The following is a 19,013-nucleotide window of genomic DNA, read 5'->3' as shown; positions in this document are numbered from 1 at the left end:
TTCCGAATATATCCTTAGAAAGGAGGTGATCCAGCCGCACCTTCCGATACGGCTACCTTGTTACGACTTCACCCCAATCATTTGTCCCACCTTCGACGGCTAGCTCCATAATGGTTACTCCACCGGCTTCGGGTGTTACAAACTCTCGTGGTGTGACGGGCGGTGTGTACAAGACCCGGGAACGTATTCACCGTAGCATGCTGATCTACGATTACTAGCGATTCCAGCTTCATGTAGTCGAGTTGCAGACTACAATCCGAACTGAGAACAACTTTATGGGATTTGCATGACCTCGCGGTTTAGCTGCCCTTTGTATTGTCCATTGTAGCACGTGTGTAGCCCAAATCATAAGGGGCATGATGATTTGACGTCATCCCCACCTTCCTCCGGTTTGTCACCGGCAGTCAACTTAGAGTGCCCAACTTAATGATGGCAACTAAGCTTAAGGGTTGCGCTCGTTGCGGGACTTAACCCAACATCTCACGACACGAGCTGACGACAACCATGCACCACCTGTCACTTTGTCCCCCGAAGGGGAAAGCTCTGTCTCCAGAGTGGTCAAAGGATGTCAAGATTTGGTAAGGTTCTTCGCGTTGCTTCGAATTAAACCACATGCTCCACCGCTTGTGCGGGTCCCCGTCAATTCCTTTGAGTTTCAACCTTGCGGTCGTACTCCCCAGGCGGAGTGCTTAATGCGTTAGCTGCAGCACTAAGGGGCGGAAACCCCCTAACACTTAGCACTCATCGTTTACGGCGTGGACTACCAGGGTATCTAATCCTGTTTGATCCCCACGCTTTCGCACATCAGCGTCAGTTACAGACCAGAAAGTCGCCTTCGCCACTGGTGTTCCTCCATATCTCTGCGCATTTCACCGCTACACATGGAATTCCACTTTCCTCTTCTGCACTCAAGTCTCCCAGTTTCCAATGACCCTCCACGGTTGAGCCGTGGGCTTTCACATCAGACTTAAGAAACCGCCTACGCGCGCTTTACGCCCAATAATTCCGGATAACGCTTGCCACCTACGTATTACCGCGGCTGCTGGCACGTAGTTAGCCGTGGCTTTCTGATTAGGTACCGTCAAGGTGCGCACAGTTACTTACGCACTTGTTCTTCCCTAATAACAGAGCTTTACGATCCGAAGACCTTCATCACTCACGCGGCGTTGCTCCGTCAGGCTTTCGCCCATTGCGGAAGATTCCCTACTGCTGCCTCCCGTAGGAGTCTGGACCGTGTCTCAGTTCCAGTGTGGCCGATCACCCTCTCAGGTCGGCTACGTATCGTTGCCTTGGTAAGCCGTTACCTTACCAACTAGCTAATACGGCGCGGGTCCATCTATAAGTGATAGCAAGGCCATCTTTCACTGTAGAACCATGCGGTTCTACATGTTATCCGGCATTAGCTTCGGTTTCCCGAAGTTATTCCAGTCTTATAGGTAGGTTACCCACGTGTTACTCACCCGTCCGCCGCTAACGTCAAAGGAGCAAGCTCCTTATCTGTTCGCTCGACTTGCATGTATTAGGCACGCCGCCAGCGTTCATCCTGAGCCAGGATCAAACTCTCCATAAAAAATTATGATGTTTGATTAGCTCATAAATACTAATTATGTGTTATCCCTAACACGTTTAAACCAACGATTATATCGTTGTGTTTGGAATTAACGTTGACATATTGCAATTCAGTTTTCAATGTTCATTTAAATATTCGCTTTACAAATTTACCATACAAACCATTGTTTTGTCAATCAAAAATTAATTTGTTTTTGAAGTTGTAATTAAGAATACTTTATTATTTTAAAATTTTATTTTAATTTTATCAAGAATAAATTTTACACTTTCAAGAAAAAATTGAATAATATTTTTGTCGTTTTTGACGACTTTTATATATTATCAAATAGCGATGTTTAAGTCAACTACTTTTTAATATTTTTTTGTTGAGCAACAATACTTTAGTTATCAACTATTTACTATTGGCTCACAAAGAACTATTCTACCACCAAATCTACAAAATGCAATAGAAAAGCACACAATAAATTGTGTACTTTTCTACTTTAACTATTGCGTTTTTTCGATAATTTGTTGAGCCATAGATTGATATATCTTGCCTAAATCATCTGTTTCTTGATATATAGAAGGTGCAAAATCTTGTGGATCCCATGAAGGTTGCGCTAATGGTAATTTACCTAAGAGGTCAGTTTTTAATTCTTCTACTAATTTTTCGCCACCACCTGTACCAAATACATATTCTTTATTACCTGTTTCTTTACTTTCGAAATAGGACATGTTTTCAATAACCCCAAGAATAGAATGTTCTGTATGTTTCGCCATTGCACCTGCTCTTGCTGCTACAAATGCTGCAGTTGGATGTGGTGTTGTAACAATAATTTCTTTACTAGATGATAACATTGTATGCACATCTAATGCGACATCCCCTGTTCCAGGTGGTAAGTCTAATAGTAAATAATCTAAATCTCCCCAACGTACTTCCGTAAAGAAATTATTTAACATCTTACCTAACATAGGTCCTCTCCAAATTACTGGTGCGTTTTCTTCAACAAAGAATGCCATTGAAATGACTTTAACACCGTAACGTTCAACTGGGATGATTTCTTTACCATCAACGCCTGGTCTTTCATTAATACCCATCATGTCAGGAATACTAAAACCATAAATATCAGCATCAACTAGTCCTACTTTTTTGCCTTCTCTAGCTAAAGATACTGCTAAGTTAGCCGCTACCGTTGATTTACCAACGCCACCTTTACCTGATGCAATTGCAATAAACTCTACTGGGTTATCTTTAGATAACAGTCCTTCAATAGTTTGTGGTTGATCACTAGATGACCCTTTATATTTATCAACTGTATCAGCTGGAAGTTCTTCAAACCTTATACCTACCGTGTTTGCCCCATTTTCTTTTAAGGCTTCCACGATTTTCATTTGAAGATCTAATTGTGGTTGACCTCCTAATTGTGCAATCGCAACTTTAACACTAACGTGCTCAATTTCTTCTTTAATAGAGACTTCAACGACACCATCATTTTCTGATAATGGTACATTTATTATTGGATCATTTATATTTCCAACAAGCTCTTTAACTTGTTCAACTGTCAACACAGTAAATCCCCCTCAAATTGTTATTATTAATATCATTCTAACAAAAACTCGTTGCAATAAGCTATGTATAGTAATAATTAATTTAATGTAAGTATAAGATTTTAATTAATATGAAAAAAGAAGTTAGCTCACAATTAAAAAATTAATAAACTAACTTCTTTTATAAACATAAATATATTAAATTTCTCTCGTATTTACATTCGTTCTGTCTTCTCTAACAAACCAAGCCATTATTAATCCAATAACTACGAGTACGGATACGATAGCGAAGGCAAAATCTACACCACCTGCTATAGCTTGACGTTGTAATAAGTCTTTACTCTCATGTGCCGTTGGTTTAGGTGCAAAAATTTTCGCCCCTACCGTCATAAAAGTAACCATAAGCGCAGTACCTAATGAACCTGCTGTAACACGACCAAAGTTACTAATAGCAGTACCATGTGAAATATCTTTGTTTCTCAATGAATTAATACCAGCCGTATTTAATGGCATCATTAATAATGATACCGAAAACATTCTTAATGCATATACAATAATTAAATACATATAAGATGTTTCAACCGTTAGGAAACAAAGTAATATAGTAAGTATTAAAAATAATGTAAATCCAGTTAAGATTAATGGACGTGCACCATATTTATCATAAAACTTACCAGTAAATATAGACATTATACCGTTAATAATTGCACCAGGCATAATAACCAAACCAGATAAAAATGCAGATAAGCCTAATGCATTTTGTACATATAATGGAATTAACAATGCTGGCCCTACCATCCCCATCATAACAATCATAGATGAAGCAGTCGTTAACGTGAAAACTCTACTTTTAAATACGACTAAATTTAATAATGGATTGTCTATATTTAATTGTCGTCTAATAAATGCACCAATTATAAAGATGCTGACTATAAGCGCAATAATAACAATAGGACTAGAAAATCCTAGATTACCTGCACTACTAAATGAATAAAGTAAAATTCCGAAGCCTAAAGTAGAATATACAACAGATCTTTTATCTAGTTTTGTATCCTTGGTTTCATTGTAACTTCTTATGAAAATAGCTCCGAATATAAATCCTAATAACGCCACTCCTACAACAATTATAAATGGCATTCTCCAACTTGTAGCATCAATTACTAAACCTGATAAAGTAGGTCCAATAGCAGGTGCGAATTGGATAACTAAACCTGCTAACCCCATTGCAAAACCACGTTTACTTTTAGGGAATAACATAAACAATGTAAATTGCATTAATGGCATGATAATACCTGCACCCATTGCTTGAATTACACGAGCTAACATTAATACACCAAAGTTTGGTGCAAGTGCAGCGACGATTGAACCAATTAAAAATACGCCCATAGCTATTAAATAAAGTGGACGTGTTTTAATTTTATCCATTAAGAAAGCTGTTAAAGGTATCATAACACCATTAACAAGCATAAAACCCGTAACCAACCATTGTGAAGTGTTTTCGGAAATATTTAGACCTTTCATTATTTGAGGTAATGCCGTATTTAGTAATGTTTGGTTTAATATAGCAACAAACGCACTGACGATCATTACCGCAACAATCATGTTTCTTTGTGAATTAGATATAGATTGCGAGGGCATCCAGTCACTCCTTTCAGTAACTCGGTTATTTTTTTTGATTTAAATCTTTACTATCTGGATAAAATACTTCTTTACAAATAAACAATAGTCCCATAATGACTACGATTACCCAGAATTCTATGTTGATATAAGTGTAGTGAATGTGGACAACGAAATAAAAAAGCAAAGTGGTTACGACAAAAGTTATTAAATGATAAGTTAAACCTTGAAAATATGGATTATTACTCAGTTTTTTTCTGAAATAATCCATTAAATTTTCAACTGCAAATAACGTAAAGTAACCAAAAACGATATAGCTACCATAATATAATAAATTGTCGTAAAAACCTCGATTATATCCAAAATAGGCCAAATGAAAGTAAATAAGAATACGGCTTAGTCCAAACAGACCAAAGCCTAAGAAAGTTAGAAAGATGGCACCTGATATTACAAAAATAGTGAGAACAATTAGCGTTGTGAAAAAGTACTTTATAAACTTCATAGCATCTTTGCCCTCCTATTAAGTGCTATAGCAAAATATCAACCAGGTTCATTTTCTTGTTAAATAAGTATAACTTTTAATAAATCTATTCATAAGTTAAATACTAATAATAGTCATTATAATACTAACTAAGAATTAACTTCAATTCAATTACTCTTTATTTGTCTATCTCATACTTTCTTTATGTTGTGTCACTAGCCACAATATGACGAGTGCGATTAATAAGACAAAAGTAAGCATAATAACATTATAAATATTGAACTTAACGAACGATAATGACAAGTAATATACATAACCCATCACTGTTGATCCTATAGAACTACCCAAACTTTTAGTTAAAGTATAGAGAGACATCATGCGTTTCATATGTTGTGGGCTGGTTTCTTCTTGTGTAATGACACTATCTTTTGTATATACTGTACCAAAACTGACACCAGCTAATAATAGACTAAAGGCAATAAATAATGGTATTTCTTTCACCAATAGTATTAAGACGCCGCAAACTATTAATAAGGTAAAAGCAAATAAATAAAGTCCTCTTCTTGAAAATTTCAATTCTAATTTGTCTAATGAGAAGTTCAAAATTAGCCATGCTATAGATATTGGGAATACAACAAAGCCACTCTGTAGCGGAGAAAGGTGTAACTGTTCTTGTAAGTAAACTGGCATATAAATGTTATAACCCATAAGTATCATTGCATAGATAAAATCAGTAGCAAAAATAACGACTATTGTTTTATTAAATTCAGTCACTGGAATAAATGGCTTATTTAAACTTTTTTCATATCGATAAAGAATATAACCAATGATGATGGTGATTATTATTGAAAAAAGATTAAGTATCAAATGCTCTTTATTCATTACTGCAAATAAAAACGCGAATATCATTATGTAAAATACGGTCATTCCTTTGACATCTAATTTTCTATCCGTTTTAGATGCATTTGTTTCATTTTTAAAGTGGAACGTTAGTAACACAAGTATGATTGCGATAGCTGCAATTGGCAAATTAATAAAAAATAACCAGTGCCATGATAAAAATTGTAAAATTGTGCCACCTATTAAAGGACCTACAATACTTGATATGCCCCATACACTTCCTACAGTTCCCATAATTTTATATCTAAGTGGAATCTCAAAAGCTAACTTAGGAACAATTTGACTTAGTGCCATCATTACGCCAGCACCTAACCCTTGAACAAAGCGAGATATTATCAACATAGAAAACGAGCCACTTAAACCAGAAAATAAACTACCGATTGAAAATAAGAGTAACCCAAATATTGTTATATAGCTAATTTTTAAACGATCTAACGCTTCACCTACTATAGGGTTTGCAATGACGATTGCTATAAAATAAACTGCAAAAACTAAAGATGCTAAACCACCTGCATTGAAATTATGTTTTATTGTAGGTAGCGCTAATGAAACAATAGACGTTTCGATCGCTGACATAAACATGATTAAAATCAATGCGACAACAATTCCTATAGATTTTAAATTCATAATCTCACCGCTTCTTCCTAAAAAATTACCACACATTACTTAACCATTTTTACCAACAACGTGCAATAGTAAAACTCGAAAATAATACCGATGACCTATATAAAAAATTAAAACAGCACCCTATCTTTAAATGAAAGGATGCTGGTCGTTTAATATACTTCATGTAAAACATCTATCTTTTACATGAAGTAAACGATGCCTACAAAATGAAATACAGAAGCTAATATTATAAATATATGCCATATCATATGAAAATAAGGTTTGTTTTTTTGTGCATAAAACCAAGCGCCGATTGTATAAGCAATACCACCAAAAAGTATAAACAACATAAACATAATTGAAGTATGTGCAATGATTGTAGGGACGAAGATGATACCAATCCAACCCATAACTAAATACATTATAAGACTTAATTTATGATTAACATGTTTAGCCAATGATTTGTATAAAATGCCCCAAATCGTGATCCCCCATAATACAATCATAGCTGTCCAACCCATCCATCCACCGATAAGTGATAAACAAATAGGTGTGTATGTGCCGGCAATAGCTACATAAATCATACTATGATCTATAATTCTCATAATATATTTATGTGCAGAATTGTTCGCCATGGCATGATAAACCGTTGATGATATAAACATTAAAAATATACTAATTACAAAAACTGAAACACTGAATGCAAGTAATGCATCACCATGTATGTAACTGCGTACTGCTGCATAAGGCAATACACATAATGTTAGAAATGCAGCAATACCATGAGAGGCTGCATTACCTATTTCTTCACCAAATGATAAAGGGATAATATCTTTAAAAGTTTCCATGATTTTATGGTTATTCTTGTCGTTTGTATATTCGTTCATTCAATCAATCACCCTTATTTTATGATGTTCATACGTTTTAAATCTTGAGTAGCAGTTTCTACACTATCTTTGCCTTCTTTATTTTTAAGAGGTGAAAACTCTTCGTTTCTATCAACTTGCAATGTAATAAAACTATTCGCATATTTGAAAATATCAAAATAAAACAGTTCAAATTTAAGTGTCGGTTGTTCGATCACACCAAAATCTTCATCTAACTGTTTTAAGTTCTTAACGGCAAGATGATAAGGTAAGTCTCGGTCAACTACATTTTTGATAAATGACAGTTTGAACGCATGAATACCAATATTAGCATTATTAATTTCGTTAGCAGTGTCTTCAGACAGCTCTGAATATTCGTAAACTGTATCTTTATGGTCAACGTTGACTAAGCGTCCGACACTTTCACCTTTTTTAGGTTGAATCGATTTAGTTGATACATCTTTACCGTGGGCATCTACATATCCCGCAAACGCTGGGTCTAGTACTTTAACTAAAACGTTATCGATATTGTTTAAGAAAATATATTCTACACCAGCTGCACTCATGTCAGCTAAATAGCCAGCTTTTTCTAGTGATTTAAATATCCCGCCATTGCCGTTTGGTGTTTCTAATATTTTACCATTCACATCTAAAACTAATTTACCTTCCTCAGAAAGTGCAACGACATTATCTTGTATAAAGAAATGTACATGATCACTGTCGTAACCAAAATAACTTTTATCTTCAAAGAACAATCTTGTTTCTCTGTCGTTAATATTACTCGTCATAATGTACCAATCTACAGTTGTCCCTGTTTTAGCTTGTAAGTCTAATAATTGCTTGGCTTGTAATTCAAATAAACTGACGTTTTCAATTTCGAATGACCCTTTTGGTCCTTTATATCCGAGACGTGTCCCTTGACCACCAGCCATCAACACAACTGCAAACTTGCCATTTTTAATGGCTTGTATCCCTTGTTGTTCATAGCTTTCCAACATTTGTTGTGAAAAGTCAGCTTTTCTTTCATATTTAACTTCTTGTACTGAAGATACATCTTCAATGACTTTTTTATTTACATATAATGATTGGTATAAATTTTGAATTTGTTCTAAATCAAGTGATTTAACCTTGTCATTTAGTTGTGCCTTTTCATTTGAACTCATTAACTTTTCGAATTCCACCAAATGACCTTGATTGAATTTGTCTAGTTCTTTTTTATCCAACATTTATTCTCTCCTAACATTTCTAATGTACTAGAAATAACTAAACTATATAAAATACATTAATATAAAAACACTGTATGTACGATAAAGCATATTAATTAATATAACAACTAATAACTTATAAAATATTTAATTAAATCATCTATATTAGATTTAAACAAAGTATATAGACTTCCTATTATAAGTGCAGAAGCCAACGATAAATCTACTAAGCCACCTGTTTTAAAAGTTATCGGTAATTTAACAGTTAAAGGTATAGGATAAAACAACTTCACACCTTTAGGCGTTAACATATCTAGTATAACATGTGAAATCAACCCAGTAATTATCGTCATAAAATAATATTGTGGTGTCTGTATTACATAGAGACCTAATCCTATTATAACTATAAATAAAATTGAATGTGTAAAGGTTCGATGACCAAAAAGTAATCGAATAAAAAAACTCACTATTCTAATCTTACGTCCAATTTTACTTTGCGTATGACAGATATCTGGTAACAAACTAGCAATAACAGCTAATACGACTATCGTTACTGATGTAAACAAATCCGTCTTATAATATTCAATGGCTAAAGCCCCTACTAAAATACCACACGAAGCATGCGTTTTCCCTGTCATTATCACTTCTCCTTAATGTACATATTTTATCACATACGCTTATTTTAAGCGAACATACTTTCGCAAAATGATTAAAGTATGACACATTAAATAAAAAGTATCACATAATAACTTGAAAACGATTCCATTTTATTATATGATGTAGCTACAAAATATTTATAAGGATGTGTTCTAGATATGGCAATGACAGTAAAAAAAGATAATAATGAAGTTAGAATTCAATGGAGAGTTGCAGATATCAAAATTCCTAACAACGAAATTAAAAACATTTCTCAAGATCAAAATATTCATGCTATTCCTAAACTAGACAGAGAAAAAGTTTCCAGAATTGGTTCAACTTTCGGTAAAACAAACAGAGTTATTATCGATACAGCAGATCATGAATACATTATCTATACTCAAAACGATCAAAAAGTTTATAACGAATTAACTAAATAATATATAAAATGAGACGGTGTCTAATCCCTAGCTATCGTCTCATTTTATATGCCTTTTATGTTGACTATAGAAAGAGAACTTTCTATTATAAAATTATAATTAACTTTATAAAATCAATCATGGTGGTGACTATTATGTACGTAGTAACAAATCGCATTGACGTAAAAAAAGGATTTGCAGCAAAAATGGCTAGTAAATTCACATCAGGTGAAAAAATAAAAGAATTACCTGGATTTCATCGTATCGAAGTTTGGCAAATCGACGATTCTGAAGACTATGATCAAATGTATGTAAATACATGGTGGGAAACTGAAGAAGATTTCAAAAATTGGTTACATAGCGATGCCTTTAAAGAAGCACATAGTAAAAAGGATAGTTCAAATAAAGAAGAATCACCAGTCTTAGGTAATAAAATCGTAAAAGCAAATGTATTATCAACATTAGATAATAATTAATTTTTTAAAAAAAGTACGCACCCTAATAAGGATGCGTACTTTTCTTTAAACTGTATAAAATAATATTTAGCTAAAGTATAAATGTGCCATTAACGCAATTATAGGTAAAGCGATAATTGTACGAATAAGGAAAATCACAAATAACTTAAATATACTGACCGGAATTTTAGAACCTAAAATTACTCCACCTACTTCTGACAGATATATAAGTTGTGTTATACTCAGCGCCCCGATAACAAATAAAGTAATATTGCTATTGGCACCTTCAATAAGTATTGAAGGTAAGAACATATCTGCGAAACCGATAATTATAGTTTCAGAAGCATGTGCTGCCTCCGGGATTTGCAATAATTCTAAATATGGTACAAATGGTTTACCAATGATTGCAAATAGTGGTGTGTAGTTAGCTATAATTGTCGCTAAAGTACCAATACTCATAACAACAGGTAATATGACAAACCACATATCAATCACTGTTTTGAAACCTGATTTAAAGAACGCTCTAAATCCCGGTGCTTTGATACCAGTTTCTGTAGCCATATCAAATCCATGCCCTAATGCAGTTTTACCTTCTGGCAATTTCTCAGTACGCATTTCCTCTGGAACTTCTTTTGCATAGACATCTTTAACCGAACGTAACGGCCATACTCTTGGTGTAATAACGGCTAAAACTAAACATGACACAATAACCGTTAAATAGAAGTAGAAGAAATGGTTTTGCATATGTACAGTTTGTGCTACCACAATGGCAAAAGTTAAAGACACGACACTAAACGTTGTCGCAATGACTGTAGCTTCTCTTTTTGAATAAAAGCCACCTTCATACTGTTTACTAGTTATAAGCACTCCCACTGTGCCATCACCAATAAATGAAGCTAAATTATCTACAGTAGAACGTCCAGGTAATGTAAAGAGTGGTCTCATAATCGGTCTAAATATAGGACCTAACAATTCAAGCAAACCATATTCCATTAATAGTGGCAGGAATAATGCCGCAAAAAGAAATACCGTTACTAATGTTGGTAATAAACTTGTAAATATTAATGCACCAGTATCCTCAGAATAAATAACTTTTGTCCCTATTTTTAAATATGTAATCCATACAAATACGACAGCTAACAATCTTAAAATAAGCCAAACCCATTTTACATTAAAAGCATTATACATTAATCCATTTGGATTTAATTTATTTTTTAAAATTGTAGAACATATTAATGTTAATATTCCAGAGAGTGTGATAATCGTTACAATAATAATTGGCATCGCGCCTCCAATTAAATCTTTTAACACACCAGCTAAAAATGCGACTGTTAAAGTTGTTTCTTTCTTGCCATCATCATTCGTCACCGTAATAGGTAATAAAAATAAGATTATACCTATAAGCGACATAATTATAAACTTCAAACGACCTTTAATAATTTGCGACCTACTATATTGATTCATTAGCTTCATCTCCCTTTGGTGTCGTTTATTTTCTATCATCTCCATAATGCAGCAATAATTATAACTTAATATGTATATTTATGTAAATAGCCCAAGTTATATATTTTCTTGATTATAACTAGATTATCAAATGAGAAGTTAAATATACATTATTATTGTTATTATACCCTACATCTTTCTTAATAAATATAAAAAATATGGTGCTCCAACTATCGTAACGATAACACCTACAGGGATATCTAATGGAGGATGTATACCACGAGCTAATGTATCACTAACAACTAATAATAATGCCCCTATTAAACCAGACATTGTTACGACATGAATATGTTTTGGTCCTACTAATGAACGTGCAATATGTGGTGCTAATAAACCTAAAAATGTAAGTCCGCCTACGACTGAAATAGAAGCACCGGCTAATATAACAGCTAAAAGTAATAACACCACTTTGACATGTTTAACTCTAGCACCTAAAGCCATAGCCACATCATCGCCTAGGTTAAGAATATCCAGTTGAAAGCTGTAATAAAAAATAATAGGCAGTGTCACGATAAACCATGGTAATAAAGCCACTACATTGTTCATGTTATGACCATATAGGCTTCCTGTTAACCATACTAATGCATTATTTGCATCTAGTGGATTTCTAATTAATAAATATTGCACGATTGCTGTACAAATCGCGCCAATGGCTAAACCGATTAAAGCTAACTTAGAGCCTTTTACATTTAGTTTTGTAATACAGAAAGTTAATAATACACTAATGATTAACGCGCCAGCGAACGAACCAAAAGGTAAAATAAATAATGGTGCTGATGGGAAAAGCATAATAATAATTACCGCTGTTAAACTGGCACCTTTCGTAATACCAATTACATCTGGTGAAGCAAGCGGATTTCTAACAACACCCTGAATAAGTGCACCAGATATTGATAAACTACTACCGACAATAAGTGCTAGTAGCATTCTAGGCATGCGATACTCATTTATAATAAAATTGCTATGTGCAAATACGTCTTTTATCACGTCTATTGGATTAATAAATACTGCACCAACAGCTAAAGATAAAATCGTACTTAAAATTAAAAGAATACTAACTGTTATGTAACGAAATAAAAATTTGTTTGTCATAGTCGATCTACTCCTCTAATGGTAATTGCTAAGAAGTATATCGCTCCTAAAAATGATGTAACGATACCAACTGGTGATTCGAAAGGAAAAGCAATTAATCGACTTAGAACATCTGATACTAATAATAAATCTGCGCCAATTATCATTGATAAAGGAATCATCAATAAATAATTCCTACTGACATAATGCTTAACAATATGCGGTACAATGAGTCCTACAAAACCAATTGGACCTGCAATCGACACCGATGTACCTGCTAAAACAATAACAAGTATGCCAATCATGATACGTATTAATTGTATTTTTTGTCCTAATCCTTTTGCCAAATCCTCGCCTAACTCTAATATTGACAGTTGTCTTCCCATCAATATAGTTACTACAAATGCTATAACTAACCACGGTAAGATATTCATTACTTGTACCCATTTAATGGTAGATAATGAACCAACAAGCCAAAACATAACCGTAGTCGTAGAATCTTCATTTAATAAAATAAGACCTTGAGTCATGCTAGAAAAAAACAAGTGCACTGCCATACCTGCAAGTGCCAATTTAATTGGTGTAATTTTCTGCGTAGAACCTGATAATAAATAAACGGTTAACCCGCCAATAAACGCACCAATAAACGCTAAAATTGTTGAAATCGATGATAATGATGGTATCGCTAATGTAATTAATACAATTACGAATGACGCACCTGAATTCACACCAAAAATTTGTGGTGAAGCTAATGGATTTCGGGTCATCGCCTGCATTAATAAACCTGCTAAAGCTAATGCTGCACCAATTAATAATCCACCTATCATTCTAGGCATGCGAACATTGTGTACTAAAAATGTCGCTTTCGTATTTGTATGTCCTGTAAAATAACTGAAAATATCGCGTGTTGTAATATGCGATGAGCCAATAGCTAAGTTTAAATACATTACGATAAAAAGCAAGCACACACTCACAATAAATATGAGTGCGGCTCGCTTAGGCTTATCTTGTTTAATCTTAGTTTGGCTAAATACATTTAATTTAGCCATTATTTTCCACCTTACTTATCTTGAGATTTACTTTCATTTTTTGAAACCTTAACTAATTCTTTAGCGATTTCTTCTGATGAAATGATACCTCTTGCACGAGCCCATGTGTTTCTATCAACTACCTCGACTCTATTATTCTTAACTGCGTCTAAATCTTTCCAAACTTTATCACTTTCTTGTTTCTTCAAGTCTGGATCGTCTTTACCTTTATCAGTCATAATGAACATTCTACCAGGATTTATATCTGAAAGAACTTCAGAATTTAATTGTAGGTAAGGACCTTTTAGATATTTAGATAAACTATCTGTTTTTGTCTTATTTAAAGCATTGTTGAAACCTAATTCTTTTAATAGCTGACCTACGTATGTATTTTCAGGGTGAGCTAATAGACCTGATTTAGAAGCAACGGCAGGTAATACCGCTTCTTTTTTATCTAATGTGATTTCTTTGCTGTATTTATCCATTAATTTTTCGTGTTTATCAAGTCTTTCTTTACCTTTATCTTCTTTACCTACTGCTTTAGCAATTGTTTTGAATGCTTCAATGTTGTCTTTATAATCACTATCAAAGCTAGGTAACATAATAGTTGGAGCAATTTTTTCTAAATCTTTCTTAATGCCTTTGTGTCGATTACTATCAGCTATGATTAAGTCTGGTTTTTGATTGCTGATTTCTTCTAAGTTAGGTTGTTTACGAGCACCTACTGATTTGTAGTCACCAATTTTATCGCGAATTGGTTCAAGTATTCTATTTTTATCGCCATCGTCTGCAACGCCTACAGGTTTAATACCTAATGCTGCAAGTGCATCAACGAATGAAAATTCTAATGCTACAACTTTTTTAGGGTTTTTCTTAACTTCAGTTGTGCCTCCATCATTTTTTATAGAGACTGTTTCTTTAGAGTCACTCTTGTTGCTAGATTTCTTGGAATCGTTATTACTAACCGTTCCACATGCTGCTACTAATAACAATGATAATGCTAAAAACATAACACTTATGAATTTGACTTTATGCTTCATCGTTTCACTCCTTAAATATGTATCACATCACATATTCAATTGTATTGATAACGATTATCATTGTCAATATAAATTTAAATTTATTTAATAACTATTTAATTGTTGCTCTATGAAGTGCTCATTCATTAATTGAATGCCTGAATCTTCTACATAATGTTTCGGTACATTATCGGCATACATACTTTGAGCTAAAGCTCTATAGCCTAACGCAAAGTTAATACTATCCCCTACTTGATAATGATCACAATTTTGTAAATCAATCATTACATGGTCACTTGTAGCACCTAGCACAGTAATATTGTTATTAATTGGCACTATTTCATCCACGAAAGTATCTAAATAGCCTATATCTAGTATGGCTTGCAAATAATTTTTACCAGTAGATATATCTACTCTTGGTTTGATTTCTACTATTTCAGCTTCCATTGTAATTGCATCTTGGAATAACGTCGCAATAGGTTTATCTGTTGTCGTATCAACACCTCTAAATAACGTTTCCCCAATACGTAAATCATTAATCTTACCTAAATTATTATAAAACATCTGTGGTAACATACTAGAATTACCGCCAGAAATAATTTTGAAGCGAAATCCTACTTCATTTTCAATTGAGGCAACAAATTGATTAATCATTTCTACATCATTGTCATTAGGCGGAATTGCATTAAAACACATAAAATTAAATGCTAAGCCCGATAAACAAATATGATGCATAGATATTATTTCTTGAATATAGTCGATAACATCATAAGTCAAAATACCTTCTCGTGCATCTTTCCAATCAATCATCAGCAATATTTGATGTTTTTTATGATGTTGTTTAGCTATTTCATTTATTTTTCTAATTGTAGTGATTTCAGTTTGAATACTCATTTTACTTTTAAGAACAACGTCCTCTAACTCACTTTGACTTACGTTCCTTATTATTGTGAAAGATACATCTTCGTCTAATGATTTATTTACATTATCCATACGCGCTTCTGCGAAATGAGTTAATCCAATATGTTTTAATACTTCTATAATTTTTTTATCCCCTGCTACACATTTGATTACAGGTGTAAAGTTAATATCATGCTCAGCTAATGTAGACATTAATACTTTAGCATTGTATTGAATTTTAGATAAATTAATTTGTAATTGCACCATAACTTTACACCTCTCTTCTTAATGGGTTAGTTAATTCTGTAGTAACATATTTTTTGACCTTATCTTCCATTCTCATTCTTAATAAGGCTTTTACAGTAATTGTCTCTCCAAATAAAATCTTTCTTAATTCAGTAGCATGACGTTTATTATCATCTATTGCATCGTCAACGATACTTTGCACAATTTTAAATAATCCTTGTTCGTCTACATCATCGTATTGGTTAAAGTGATGAATTAATTCTGCGATCTGATTTTGAATCACTGCATGTTGGAATTTCTCAATAACCGCTTCAATTGATTCACCAATTAAACTTTTATTATTAATTTCCACGTTTGGTAAACGTTCATGCATTGTATTTAAATCTATTCTAGAACCACCTAAATCTCTCACAATAAATGCCATTTGATAATCATATCCTAAATTAACTACTGTATTTTGCATATGTGCTTCTAATGCTATGCCATAGTCTTGGATGTAAGCTATTAGTGGTTTGATTAATGTATCGGCATAATGAAATATAAATTTTTGTATAGTGTTTTTATCAACCCCATTATCTATCCATTCAAGATAACTGTCGACGATATATTTATTATCTATTGGATTTTTATTAACTAGGCTCGCTGTTACTATTGTTACGCCGTTTCGTACAAAAATCGGCTTTCTTCTAACAATACACGCTAATTGTTTAGCTAAAGATTCTTCAGTATCCGCATAAATACCATATGGTTCTGTTGCTACTTGTAACTGAGGATATATATCCAACATGGACTGTAATTCATAGCTAAGGCGTGGACCATCTATAGTCGTTACTGGTCCAACAGTTCTAATTGCACTAGTCATCTGTATACTGACTGGCAATTTTATATGAAACGGTTTATTAATTAATTCCATTGTTCTAAATGACAATGTCGCTTTAGATGGAATTTCAAAAGGCGTCGGCAATAGGTATTGATCCTTAATCCATGACTTAAATTCGTTCACAATAACATTATCATATTGCCAAGGATGTACTAAAATTAATTGATAATCTTTAAGTTTAAGATTATACGGCTCTAAAAATGCTTTTAATCTATATTTATATTCAGGTAATACGCTGTCTAATATAAATTGTTCATCGTCTTCCATAGTTGTTGGTACGGCTTTATTTTTATGGATTAACATAAGTTTAAGTGGTATAACTTTTTCAAATTCTGGCGCATACTTTTTCATTTCATCTTGCGTTAATGGCAACTTTGTTTTTGATAAAGGATGGGTTGGATGACCTTCTAACACAAGACTTTCAGAGTAACTCAAATCATTCAAATCGCTCTCTGCAGTTATATGTTGTAACCAAGCGAAAAAATTAATGATTTCTGGCATTCTTGTAAAACGTAAACTTGAATGTATATGTTTTTCTCTATTTTCAAAGTTTTGATAAGTTATCTCGAAGCCATCTCTGCTAGATAATAATTCTTCTTTGAGCCGCTCCTGAATATTAATATCAAATTCATAAGTTAAAATGTTAATCAATTGCTCTAGATCATTAATTGAGTATTGGGTATTACCGCATTTATAAGTTGGTTTACCATTAAAAACATAACGTTGCATAATACTCTTTCTTTCAACATCTAGTACAAGCGCTCGACCTTTATATTGCAAATTAACTTGGTTGTTATGCTCGCTAAACATTAATCCTTCTGGAAATATTTCTTCTTTAATTATTGCATTCATTACTCTATGTTGTATGTTTAAATCTGCTAAGTCCCACGCTGAGCTAATCATAAATTAGGTCCTCCAACTTTTTTCTGTTATTAATAAGGCTAAAAATAAGTGCAATTGATAATGTGCTTAGACCCATAATCATAAATGTTTGTATAATACCAAAATAATTAGCAATAAAACTCATTAACATAGAACCTAATGGAATCATTCCTCGATCCATCATTATTACACTTATTATTTTACCTCGATTTTCAGTACTTACACGTTCTTGAAAATAAATTCTATTCGTAGTTCTCGCCCATTGACTGAACAAACCAATTAAAAATATTGAAATAAATAATGTATATGTATTAGATATCATCGTTCCTAATAATGCGATACCAAATAAAATAGAACTACCGTAATAAACTTGAACGATTGATAATTTATTTAAAATATTAGGTAATACTACTGTCGAAATAATACCTCCAATTGCACTACAAGTCATAGCTGTACCGAAAATTGCTGCTTGATTCGGAAAGTTTTTATCAGTTAACACAGGTAATAATGTACTAAATGAAAAACCTGTAGCCATGATTAACAATGAGGTAATAAAAATTCTTGCGCCAACTAGATTTTCTTTGAAGTAATCAGTTACTACTTTTAATGATAATGTTTTACTTGTTGGTATTTGATCATCGTCTTTAAAACTAATTGGTAAGCAAACCAGCGCAGCTAACAAGTAACAAATTGCTTGAATAACAAATGAAACTTGTGAATTATAGGTTGCAACAATAAAACCTGCAATTGCTGGTCCAATAGAACGACAAATATTAATTATAAATGAATGATAAGATACTGCTTGTGTAGTTGATAATTTGGAACTAAGGTTAGGCAACGCCGATTGTCTTATCGGTGTCTCAATTGCACTAAGTATCCCTCTACCTAATGAATAAATTAAAAATATTATTATCGGTAATTTATCTAACGATATGTTGAGTATGCATAATAAACTCGTTAAAATAAATGATAACGAAATCGTTATTTTGATTAAGGTAGCTTTATTATATTTATCGGCTAAATTACCAGCCCATAAACTTAAAATTAGAATGGGTATTAATCTGAAAAAATTTATTAATCCCAAATATATTGCATTATGGTATAAACTAAAGACATACCAATTTAAAGTAATCTGTCCTATCCAATTTCCTAAAAACAAAAGAAATGAACTAGGAAAAAAGTACTTAGCCATGAAAATCCACC

Annotated in this window: 16 protein-coding genes and 1 rRNA gene; 2 read left to right on the top strand and 15 right to left on the bottom strand. The window is 33.0% G+C overall.

Features of this window, described 5'->3' with window-relative positions; genetic code table 11:
- Window positions 1-18: 18 nt before the first annotated feature.
- The 8 genes from C7J89_RS05115 to C7J89_RS05080 form a co-directional block, all read right to left on the bottom strand.
- Window positions 19-1,570: ribosomal RNA gene (locus tag C7J89_RS05115) — 16S ribosomal RNA — on the bottom strand.
- A 485-nt stretch (window positions 1,571-2,055) separates the two neighbouring features.
- Entirely contained in the window at window positions 2,056-3,117 is a 1,062-nt protein-coding gene (locus C7J89_RS05110; RefSeq protein WP_103296085.1) for an Mrp/NBP35 family ATP-binding protein, read from the bottom strand.
- A 177-nt stretch (window positions 3,118-3,294) separates the two neighbouring features.
- Window positions 3,295-4,734 carry an MDR family MFS transporter gene (locus tag C7J89_RS05105; protein WP_103295653.1) on the bottom strand — a complete coding sequence of 480 codons (1,440 nt, stop codon included), beginning with the start codon at window positions 4,732-4,734 and terminating at the stop codon, window positions 3,295-3,297.
- A 25-nt stretch (window positions 4,735-4,759) separates the two neighbouring features.
- A complete protein-coding gene (locus C7J89_RS05100) occupies window positions 4,760-5,215 on the bottom strand; it encodes a SepA family multidrug efflux transporter (protein WP_061853448.1) in 456 nt (151 codons plus the stop codon).
- 165 nt (window positions 5,216-5,380) lie between these two features.
- Entirely contained in the window at window positions 5,381-6,721 is a 1,341-nt protein-coding gene (gene sdrM, locus C7J89_RS05095; RefSeq protein ID WP_103295654.1) for a multidrug efflux MFS transporter SdrM, read from the bottom strand.
- 179 nt (window positions 6,722-6,900) lie between these two features.
- Window positions 6,901-7,587, bottom strand: coding sequence for a PAQR family membrane homeostasis protein TrhA (trhA, locus tag C7J89_RS05090; RefSeq protein ID WP_061853450.1), 687 nt, complete (start codon window positions 7,585-7,587; stop codon window positions 6,901-6,903).
- A 14-nt stretch (window positions 7,588-7,601) separates the two neighbouring features.
- Entirely contained in the window at window positions 7,602-8,792 is a 1,191-nt protein-coding gene (locus tag C7J89_RS05085) for a UTP--glucose-1-phosphate uridylyltransferase (protein ID WP_103295655.1), read from the bottom strand.
- 107 nt (window positions 8,793-8,899) lie between these two features.
- Window positions 8,900-9,409 carry a metal-dependent hydrolase gene (locus C7J89_RS05080; protein ID WP_061853452.1) on the bottom strand — a complete coding sequence of 170 codons (510 nt, stop codon included), beginning with the start codon at window positions 9,407-9,409 and terminating at the stop codon, window positions 8,900-8,902.
- Window positions 9,410-9,586: 177 nt separating this feature from the next.
- On the opposite strand from C7J89_RS05080, the gene C7J89_RS05075 reads away from it, so the two are divergent.
- The gene (locus tag C7J89_RS05075) at window positions 9,587-9,847 is read left to right on the top strand and encodes a SunI/YnzG family protein (protein ID WP_061853453.1); all 261 of its coding nucleotides are present in this window, start codon (window positions 9,587-9,589) and stop codon (window positions 9,845-9,847) included.
- Window positions 9,848-9,981: 134 nt separating this feature from the next.
- Complete coding sequence (locus C7J89_RS05070) at window positions 9,982-10,302, top strand: heme oxygenase (RefSeq protein WP_103295656.1); 321 nt, start codon at window positions 9,982-9,984, stop codon at window positions 10,300-10,302.
- Window positions 10,303-10,368: 66 nt separating this feature from the next.
- On the opposite strand, the gene C7J89_RS05065 is transcribed toward C7J89_RS05070, so the two are convergent.
- The 7 genes from C7J89_RS05065 to C7J89_RS05035 form a co-directional block, all read right to left on the bottom strand.
- Window positions 10,369-11,745: a YjiH family protein gene (locus C7J89_RS05065; RefSeq protein WP_106884392.1), complete on the bottom strand. Its 1,377-nt coding sequence runs from the start codon at window positions 11,743-11,745 to the stop codon at window positions 10,369-10,371.
- Between the two features lie 168 nt (window positions 11,746-11,913).
- A complete protein-coding gene (locus tag C7J89_RS05060) occupies window positions 11,914-12,876 on the bottom strand; it encodes a FecCD family ABC transporter permease (protein WP_061853456.1) in 963 nt (320 codons plus the stop codon).
- Window positions 12,873-13,904, bottom strand: a complete 1,032-nt coding sequence (locus C7J89_RS05055; protein WP_061853457.1) for a FecCD family ABC transporter permease — start codon at window positions 13,902-13,904, stop codon at window positions 12,873-12,875. Before C7J89_RS05055 ends, C7J89_RS05060 begins: the two co-directional genes overlap by 4 nt.
- An 11-nt stretch (window positions 13,905-13,915) precedes the next feature.
- Window positions 13,916-14,923 (bottom strand): ABC transporter substrate-binding protein, encoded by a 1,008-nt coding sequence (locus C7J89_RS05050; protein ID WP_061853458.1) that lies wholly within the window; start codon window positions 14,921-14,923, stop codon window positions 13,916-13,918.
- Between the two features lie 84 nt (window positions 14,924-15,007).
- A complete protein-coding gene (locus tag C7J89_RS05045) occupies window positions 15,008-16,069 on the bottom strand; it encodes an alanine racemase (protein ID WP_103295867.1) in 1,062 nt (353 codons plus the stop codon).
- 4 nt (window positions 16,070-16,073) lie between these two features.
- Window positions 16,074-17,831, bottom strand: coding sequence for an IucA/IucC family protein (locus C7J89_RS05040; protein WP_103295868.1), 1,758 nt, complete (start codon window positions 17,829-17,831; stop codon window positions 16,074-16,076).
- Window positions 17,824-19,002: an MFS transporter gene (locus tag C7J89_RS05035; RefSeq protein ID WP_103295869.1), complete on the bottom strand. Its 1,179-nt coding sequence runs from the start codon at window positions 19,000-19,002 to the stop codon at window positions 17,824-17,826. Before C7J89_RS05035 ends, C7J89_RS05040 begins: the two co-directional genes overlap by 8 nt.
- Between the last annotated feature and the right edge of the window lie 11 nt (window positions 19,003-19,013).

It is taken from the genome of Staphylococcus kloosii (assembly GCF_003019255.1).
Classification (GTDB): domain Bacteria; phylum Bacillota; class Bacilli; order Staphylococcales; family Staphylococcaceae; genus Staphylococcus; species Staphylococcus kloosii.
Note: the sequence above shows the minus strand (reverse complement) of the source record. Positions and strands in the feature narration are given on the sequence as shown.

Excerpts from the sequence above, each read along its gene's own strand:
- C7J89_RS05100 (WP_061853448.1), bottom strand. The coding sequence starts at position 5,215 with ATGAAGTTTATAAAGTACTTTTTCACAACGCTAATTGTTCTCACTATT.
- C7J89_RS05065 (WP_106884392.1), bottom strand. The coding sequence starts at position 11,745 with ATGAATCAATATAGTAGGTCGCAAATTATTAAAGGTCGTTTGAAGTTT.
- C7J89_RS05085 (WP_103295655.1), bottom strand. The coding sequence starts at position 8,792 with ATGTTGGATAAAAAAGAACTAGACAAATTCAATCAAGGTCATTTGGTG.
- C7J89_RS05105 (WP_103295653.1), bottom strand. The coding sequence starts at position 4,734 with ATGCCCTCGCAATCTATATCTAATTCACAAAGAAACATGATTGTTGCG.
- trhA (WP_061853450.1), bottom strand. The coding sequence starts at position 7,587 with ATGAACGAATATACAAACGACAAGAATAACCATAAAATCATGGAAACT.
- C7J89_RS05040 (WP_103295868.1), bottom strand. The coding sequence starts at position 17,831 with ATGATTAGCTCAGCGTGGGACTTAGCAGATTTAAACATACAACATAGA.
- sdrM (WP_103295654.1), bottom strand. The coding sequence starts at position 6,721 with ATGAATTTAAAATCTATAGGAATTGTTGTCGCATTGATTTTAATCATG.
- C7J89_RS05080 (WP_061853452.1), bottom strand. The coding sequence starts at position 9,409 with ATGACAGGGAAAACGCATGCTTCGTGTGGTATTTTAGTAGGGGCTTTA.
- C7J89_RS05075 (WP_061853453.1), top strand. The coding sequence starts at position 9,587 with ATGGCAATGACAGTAAAAAAAGATAATAATGAAGTTAGAATTCAATGG.
- C7J89_RS05060 (WP_061853456.1), bottom strand. The coding sequence starts at position 12,876 with ATGACAAACAAATTTTTATTTCGTTACATAACAGTTAGTATTCTTTTA.
- C7J89_RS05035 (WP_103295869.1), bottom strand. The coding sequence starts at position 19,002 with ATGGCTAAGTACTTTTTTCCTAGTTCATTTCTTTTGTTTTTAGGAAAT.
- C7J89_RS05055 (WP_061853457.1), bottom strand. The coding sequence starts at position 13,904 with ATGGCTAAATTAAATGTATTTAGCCAAACTAAGATTAAACAAGATAAG.
- C7J89_RS05045 (WP_103295867.1), bottom strand. The coding sequence starts at position 16,069 with ATGGTGCAATTACAAATTAATTTATCTAAAATTCAATACAATGCTAAA.
- C7J89_RS05050 (WP_061853458.1), bottom strand. The coding sequence starts at position 14,923 with ATGAAGCATAAAGTCAAATTCATAAGTGTTATGTTTTTAGCATTATCA.
- C7J89_RS05070 (WP_103295656.1), top strand. The coding sequence starts at position 9,982 with ATGTACGTAGTAACAAATCGCATTGACGTAAAAAAAGGATTTGCAGCA.